This window comes from Neptunomonas japonica DSM 18939, assembly GCF_000422765.1.
Taxonomy (GTDB): Bacteria; Pseudomonadota; Gammaproteobacteria; order Pseudomonadales; family Balneatricaceae; genus Neptunomonas; species Neptunomonas japonica.
In genome coordinates this window covers 36,941-43,544 of the sequence record NZ_AUGR01000029.1, presented here as the reverse complement: position 1 = coordinate 43,544, position 6,604 = coordinate 36,941, and the positions used below count along the sequence as shown (strand labels likewise).

Below are 6,604 nucleotides of genomic sequence, written 5' to 3'. Positions count from 1 at the left end.
CTTTATAAAACGTATGTTTCATTCTGTTCGCTAGGTTGCTTATCCTGATAAAGCTTTTGTAGCTTCGTCCTGACAAGCGCCCACACGAATTATCTGACCAATCTGTTAAAGAGCGCTTGAACGTGTCGTTCAAGTGAGGCGCATATTCTACCGAACGCCTCGCTGGTGTCAACCTTTATTTTGCAACTTTCTGAAACTCATTTGGCTGCAAAACCAGACACCAACTACTAATCTAAAAATCTTGAAAATATGTTAATTATCAAGAACTTAAAAACCAGTACCTTCTCATCTAAGCCACCCTTTTGAGGGGCTTCCTTGGGAAGAGGTGCGCATTCTACAGACACCCTCAAAGGAGTCAATACCCCTGCCCTAAAAAAGTCATTTATTTACCAAAAAAGGGGGATTTAATAGTACCCGAAACCATATAGGGCATTATTTAACGAGTGAACCGCTGTATCTTACGATATGGAAATATATCAACAACCTCGCCCGAGCTTACCTGCTCCTGCATTTCTTTCCAAAACTTCACACACAAGAGGTCTCCATGCAACTCATTAAATATCTTACGGACCTTCACATTACAGGCAGTAAGGATTGTAAACTCTTCAGGAAATACATCATTTGGTGCTACTGAATACCAAGGCTCAGCAGCCATCTCTTGCTCGGGATACATCGCAGCCGGTATTTTTCGAAAATTACACTCTGTTAAGTACATGATTTCATCATAATCATAAAACACCACTCTTTCATGCCTTGTTACACCAAAGTTCTTAAACAACATATCACCGGCAAAGATATTTGCTGCCGCTAATTGCTTAATAGCTTTCCCGTACTCATTAACAACATGGAAGATAGCCTTCTCGTCATCACTCGCGAGCGCTTTGTCTAAGTAGATATTTAATGGCGTCATTCGGCGCTCAGTCCATAAGTGCTTTATCATTACTGTATCTTTTTCAACCACTAACGAAGACTGCGCTACTTGCTTTAGTTCCTCTAGCAACCCATCACTAACACGAGCCCTAGGGAGTATAAAATTTGTAAATTCCTGCGTATCCGCCATGCGCCCTACGCGGTCATGGCGCTTTACTAGCTGATACCTTTCATGGACCACTGACCTGGTCACTCGCTTAGACGAAGAAAATTTATCCTTGATAATTTTAAATACTATCGGATAAGACTGAAGTGTAAAAACCGTCATAACCATCCCTTTGATACCAGGAGCAATGACGAATGAATCTTTTGAGTGAGTAAGATGATCTATAAAGTCACGAACGAACTCTGCCTTACCCTGCTTATAAAAACCTATCGAGGTATACAGCTCACCTATTGACTTAGAGGGAATCAAGGAATGTAAAAAGCTTACAAACTCTGAAGGCGCATCTACATTCACCATGAAGTAAGCCCGCGTAAAGCTAAAAATTATAGAGACTTGATCCTGATCGCTTATAGCCGTATCTACATAGACACGCTGATTATGATTCAACACAGGAATAACAAAAGGAATATCACCACCTGCAAAGCTGATACGCCCGACGATGTATGCACCTTTATTTCTATAAAAGACGCTTCGAATCACATCGACCTTTATCATACGACCGGCATCAAACCCTAAAGGTATATGCTGCTGGATATAGCGCACCAAGCTCACGACATCTCGTTTTTTATTCTCCCAAGGCACATTAAATCCACAATCATCCAGTATTTTCCCTATTAGACCCACCAGGCCCTGCTCCATACTGTAAGACCGGTAAATAGCATTGCTAGATGACACTTGGCATCCAGCCATCGAGGTGTGGACAAACATATATTCATCCGTTAATTGTCGATGTTTAAATGCCTTACAATAGATAGAGTTATAGAAGGTTTCTGCCAGCTCAGAATCATCACGCTGATATAGCAACCCAATGTAACTAGCTTTTATTTCATTCCATAAAAGTTTTTCGCAAGTATCACTGCCTATAATGCAGGTAATACTATCTGTAGCCTTTTGCAGCTGCTGCTCATAGAGATCTATTCGGTCTGACGCAGCCTGTTGTATTTCTAACCATAGTTCTTGCTCAAAGCGCTGCTGAGCCATATCAGTAATTGCTTTAAAAAACGTACGATAAGTCACGAAGTGTTTAAGCACTTCTCTGGCAATTCGCTCAGACACCTTCTTACTCATATGCCTTTCCTTCTTATTTCTTCATTACATTAGCTTATTTACTTGAACATCAGAAACTCCACGATACATACTACTGTCTATAATATGTTGATATCACGATAGGATATGCCATGTTTACACTACCTCATTTAAAGCCGATCAAACCGTATAAGTCCATCGCCTTACTCACCAGCGGTGGCGACTCTCCAGGAATGAACCCCGCCATTCGAGGCATCGTTCGTGCAGCTCTTAATAGCGGCATTGAAAACGTATATGGCATTCAACGAGGCTATAGTGGCTTAATTGCCGGAGACATTCAGAAACTAAGCTCTCGCTCTGTTACCAACATAGTACAACGCGGCGGCACTATGCTAAAAAGTGCTCGCTGCCTTGAATTCAAAGACTCTACTATTCGTGCTAAAGCAGCCAAAATATTGCATGAGAAAGGCATAGAAGCACTGATTGTTATTGGCGGTGATGGATCGATGACAGGCGCGCACCTGCTAACAGAAGAGACAGGTATTCCTGTTATCGGCCTACCCGGCACTATTGATAATGATATCCCCGGCTCTGATGACACCATCGGTTTTGATACTGCTGTTAATACAGCCTTAGAGGCTATTGATAAGATTCGTGACACCGCGCTCTCTCATGAACGGCTATTTCTAGTTGAAGTCATGGGGCGAAACTCAGGCTTCATAGCAACACAAGTAGGCATTGCCTGCGGTGCTGAACTTGTAGTGGTACCTGAATATGAGTTTGACCTGCACGACCTGTGTGTCGCCCTTGCTGAACAACGGGCATCCGGGCAGGGCTCCAGCGGTATTATCGTTATTGCAGAAGGCAAAGACCCTGGCCTGACTTCAAGAATAGCTTATCAGCTAGAAGAACAAGGCCAAGACCCTAAAATTTGCATTCTTGGGCACATTCAGCGCGGGGGAAGCCCGTCAGGACACGACAGAATGCTTGCCTCATGCTTGGGAGCCTCAGCAGTGCAATATCTATTGGCAGGCTATAACGACATTATGGTGGGATTACGGCAAGGCGCTGTCATCGATATTCCGTTACGTAGAGTTATCTCAGAAAAGAAAACTCTCGACCAGAATATTTTTGATATAACCACCTTGCTACATAAATAAGTAACGACGAAGTAAATCAGCCCCGATGATCAGATACAAAAGGGTTGGTTTGCTTTTCATGCCCTAATGTAGAAGCAGGCCCGTGACCGGGTATAAACTCTATATCATCACCCAAAGCGAACAACTTATTACGAATAGAGTCGATCAACTGCGGGTGGTCTCCGCCTGGAAAGTCAGTGCGCCCAATAGAGCCTTGAAAAATAACATCACCAACTTGAGCCATGCCTGCCATCTTATCGAAGAAAATCACATGCCCCGGTGTATGCCCCGGGCAATGCAGCACCTGAAAAACCTGATTCCCAACGCTTACCTGATCACCATCTTCAAGCCAACGATCCGGCATAAAGCCATCTACTTTAGGAAAACCAAACATAGCACTTTGTTTATCCAGCCCCTCAATCCAGTATAAGTCTCCCTTATGAGGCCCTTCTATAGGCACTTGGTGAAGCGCTTTTAGTTCTGCAGTACCACCCGCATGATCAATATGCGCATGCGTTAATAAAATCTTCTCTAGAACCAAACCTTCTTCTTTAATAGCCGCTTCTATTTTTGCGACATCTCCGCCTGGATCAATAACTGCAGCGTGTTTAGTTTCTTCACACCAACATAGCGTGCAATTTTGCTGAAAAGCAGTAACCGGAATAACTCTAAACTTCATAAAATACCCAATACCTTATAAATTTCAAATAACTGAGATAACTTCAAAGCACTTTTCGTTGGCACCTAAGCGCAACAATATTTCATCACCTTCATAACACCCTAAAATCTTACGCCCCAAAGGGGCATCAGGCGTTATAGTCGTGACGCTTACCTCTTCAAACTGCAAATCAACACCACCAGCAACAGGTACAACCCATAACCATTTAGAAAATTGATTACTATATTCACGCAAATGCACGACCGCACCCACAACAGCTGCGGAGTCACACTTATGATTATCTAATTCAAAACGCTTCAGGACCGAAATTTGACGCTGCAACTCAGCAGCACGTACCGATTGCCCATGCGCCAAATAGGCCGCCTCTAACGCCAGAGTGTCGTATTGATTTTCCGGTTTACTTTGCTCGTGAACAGCATTATCTCGTGCCTGATCAACAGCACCAAGCATTGTCGTTAGTTCACTCTGTACAGCATTCAAAAGCTGTTCTGCCAACCGGGTTTTATTCAAAAGTCACTAATCATGAGAAGATAAGAACGGGATGATAATTATGCAATGATATATTCGCACAGCTATCTGTTTTATAGTGGGTAGCTATTTTAAGTCAATGCAAATTGAATTGCGAAGCCATTATATGAAATACGCTTTTTGCCAGATAATTAAACGCGATGAACTTGAGGGCATCCAGATAGACCATCCTCTTTTCAAAGCTACGGCGTTATTACAAGGTGCGCAAATTATTGAGTTTTCGCCCGCTCATTATAATTTTAAAAACGCTTTATGGCTAAGCCCAACCGCTCATTATAAAACAGGAGAATCTATCCGCGGAGGCATTCCTATTTGCTGGCCTTGGTTTGGCGCCCCTGATAAAAATCCTACGAACATTAGCCAGAATATAAAACAACCTTCTGCCCATGGCTTTGCTCGCAATAGTATCTGGCAGCTCAAAAGCATTAAGGAAAGCTGCCATCAAATTGAAATCACGCTGTCACTTGCCTCAAGCACCGAAAGCCTTCAATGCTGGCCATTTAATTTTGAAATCGAGGCTACATTTATTATTGGTAAAACTCTCTGTATTTCTCTCTCAACACACAATACAGACAAGCAAGCTGTCACCTATAGCCAAGCGCTACATACCTACCTACCAACAAGCGATATTAATAAAACTCTCATTCATGGGGTAGACAATAGTATTTACATTGATGCTCTCGATCACTGGAAACAGAAACAACAGCAAGGCAGTATAAATTTTTGCATGGAAACTGATCGTATTTACATGCTTAGAGATAACACAACACTGACTATAACAACGCCTCAGCACACATTATTGCTCAATCAATTCAACAGCCACTCAGCGGTTATCTGGAATCCATGGGTGGAAAAAAGTAAACGAATTAGCCAATTTTCGCCTACCGATTATAATTCCATGTTTTGCATTGAAACAGCTAATGTTCTTGAAGATGCTGTTACACTGAAACCTAATGAGACTCATCAGATAGGTATGCAACTCACCATAGAGCCTCAAGATTAAAGACTTTAAATACGCGTGCATGAAAACTATTAGTGGTTTCCAGCTCCAACGCCTAATAAGCCATATACCTCAATATATGCATATTTTCAAAGAGGAACAGCAATGAAAATGAAACCCAAACAGGAAGCTCAACTGCTTAAAGAAGCGTTACGTATCGGCGAAGTCTATATGAAGAATCGAGGTATCAACGAGTTTAAGCCGACGGATAGCAGCAGTCTGAAAGTCACACAACTTTATCATTTACTGACACAAGACAAGCTCATCGCCCCACTTGCAAAAGACCAAGAAGATGAGCCTCATATGAAACATAAACTCGCGTTATGGATTGCTAAACAATTACCTGAAGACCACCCGCTAAAAAGCAATTAAAGAGAAGCCTGACTTGTCATTAAGGTTCCATTATCTATGCCAGTGCCAGCTTTACCCTATGCATCTCAATTTGACGCTTTACACCCTAAATTAATTGCCTTTGCTCTATTACAAGCATCAGACAGAGGGCATGCAGAGGATATTGTTCAATCTTTATGCAAAAAACGCCATACAGAGAACCTTTATAACGATAAGGCTCTCACATGATCAAATACATTTATTTAGCAGGTCCAGATGTTTTCAGACCAACAGCCAAAGCGCTGGGTGCAGCAAAGAAAAAACTGTGTCATGAATTTGGCTATAGCGGTTTATTTCCTCTAGACAACGAACTTAATCTTGAGCAGTTAACGCCGCTCAACGCAGGTCTTGAAATTTACCACGCCAATATTGCACTTATGAATCAAGCAGACTGCATCATTGCCAATATGACACCCTTTCGAGGTGCGGGAATGGATCAAGGCACCGCGTTTGAGATGGGTTATATGGCTGCTCAACAAAAGCCGGTATGGGGTTACACGCTTTCAAATAAAAATTACTCAGAGCGTATAAGCCAACCACTTCCCGGAGAGGACAAAAATGGCCAAATGGTTGAGCAATTTGATATGAGTGACAATTTGATGATGGTAGGCAGCACAACGCCTAAAGGAGGTCTAATTCAATTATTAGGAGATGACCTGAATGATGAGTCGCACCTTAATGCTTTTCGTAACGTGCTAGAGAGAATGTCAGCATCGTAAAAAGGTATCCACACTATTGCAGTGTGA

The 6,604-nt window shown here is 42.3% G+C and carries 8 protein-coding genes; 5 read left to right on the top strand and 3 right to left on the bottom strand.

Going from position 1 to position 6,604, the window contains the following annotated elements; genetic code table 11:
* Positions 1 to 436: 436 nt before the first annotated feature.
* Positions 437 to 2,164 (bottom strand): bifunctional isocitrate dehydrogenase kinase/phosphatase, encoded by a 1,728-nt coding sequence (aceK, locus tag G511_RS0116665; protein WP_028470649.1) that lies wholly within the window; start codon positions 2,162 to 2,164, stop codon positions 437 to 439.
* 110 nt (positions 2,165 to 2,274) lie between these two features.
* On the opposite strand from aceK, the gene pfkA reads away from it, so the two are divergent.
* Entirely contained in the window at positions 2,275 to 3,282 is a 1,008-nt protein-coding gene (pfkA, locus tag G511_RS0116660) for a 6-phosphofructokinase (protein ID WP_028470648.1), read from the top strand.
* 16 nt (positions 3,283 to 3,298) lie between these two features.
* On the opposite strand, the gene G511_RS0116655 is transcribed toward pfkA, so the two are convergent.
* Together G511_RS0116655 and G511_RS0116650 are read right to left on the bottom strand one after the other, a co-directional pair.
* Positions 3,299 to 3,940: an MBL fold metallo-hydrolase gene (locus G511_RS0116655; protein WP_028470647.1), complete on the bottom strand. Its 642-nt coding sequence runs from the start codon at positions 3,938 to 3,940 to the stop codon at positions 3,299 to 3,301.
* Between the two features lie 24 nt (positions 3,941 to 3,964).
* The gene (locus G511_RS0116650; protein WP_156905239.1) at positions 3,965 to 4,450 is read right to left on the bottom strand and encodes a hypothetical protein; all 486 of its coding nucleotides are present in this window, start codon (positions 4,448 to 4,450) and stop codon (positions 3,965 to 3,967) included.
* Between the two features lie 124 nt (positions 4,451 to 4,574).
* On the opposite strand from G511_RS0116650, the gene G511_RS0116645 reads away from it, so the two are divergent.
* From G511_RS0116645 to G511_RS0116630, 4 genes are all read left to right on the top strand, one after another.
* Positions 4,575 to 5,471, top strand: a complete 897-nt coding sequence (locus G511_RS0116645; protein WP_169565796.1) for a D-hexose-6-phosphate mutarotase — start codon at positions 4,575 to 4,577, stop codon at positions 5,469 to 5,471.
* Positions 5,472 to 5,573: 102 nt separating this feature from the next.
* The gene (locus G511_RS0116640; protein WP_028470644.1) at positions 5,574 to 5,840 is read left to right on the top strand and encodes a DUF5062 family protein; all 267 of its coding nucleotides are present in this window, start codon (positions 5,574 to 5,576) and stop codon (positions 5,838 to 5,840) included.
* Between the two features lie 36 nt (positions 5,841 to 5,876).
* Positions 5,877 to 6,047 (top strand): hypothetical protein, encoded by a 171-nt coding sequence (locus G511_RS24410; RefSeq protein ID WP_156905238.1) that lies wholly within the window; start codon positions 5,877 to 5,879, stop codon positions 6,045 to 6,047.
* Positions 6,044 to 6,577: a nucleoside 2-deoxyribosyltransferase gene (locus tag G511_RS0116630; RefSeq protein ID WP_028470643.1), complete on the top strand. Its 534-nt coding sequence runs from the start codon at positions 6,044 to 6,046 to the stop codon at positions 6,575 to 6,577. The genes G511_RS24410 and G511_RS0116630 overlap by 4 nt, the downstream gene beginning before the upstream one ends.
* Positions 6,578 to 6,604: the final 27 nt, after the last annotated feature.

What these genes read in the sequence shown, in the direction of transcription:
- aceK (WP_028470649.1), bottom strand. Translation starts at nt 2,164, where the DNA reads ATGAGTAAGAAGGTGTCTGAGCGAATTGCCAGAGAAGTGCTTAAACAC.
- pfkA (WP_028470648.1), top strand. Translation starts at nt 2,275, where the DNA reads ATGTTTACACTACCTCATTTAAAGCCGATCAAACCGTATAAGTCCATC.
- G511_RS0116655 (WP_028470647.1), bottom strand. Translation starts at nt 3,940, where the DNA reads ATGAAGTTTAGAGTTATTCCGGTTACTGCTTTTCAGCAAAATTGCACG.
- G511_RS0116645 (WP_169565796.1), top strand. Translation starts at nt 4,575, where the DNA reads ATGAAATACGCTTTTTGCCAGATAATTAAACGCGATGAACTTGAGGGC.
- G511_RS0116640 (WP_028470644.1), top strand. Translation starts at nt 5,574, where the DNA reads ATGAAAATGAAACCCAAACAGGAAGCTCAACTGCTTAAAGAAGCGTTA.
- G511_RS24410 (WP_156905238.1), top strand. Translation starts at nt 5,877, where the DNA reads ATGCCAGTGCCAGCTTTACCCTATGCATCTCAATTTGACGCTTTACAC.
- G511_RS0116630 (WP_028470643.1), top strand. Translation starts at nt 6,044, where the DNA reads ATGATCAAATACATTTATTTAGCAGGTCCAGATGTTTTCAGACCAACA.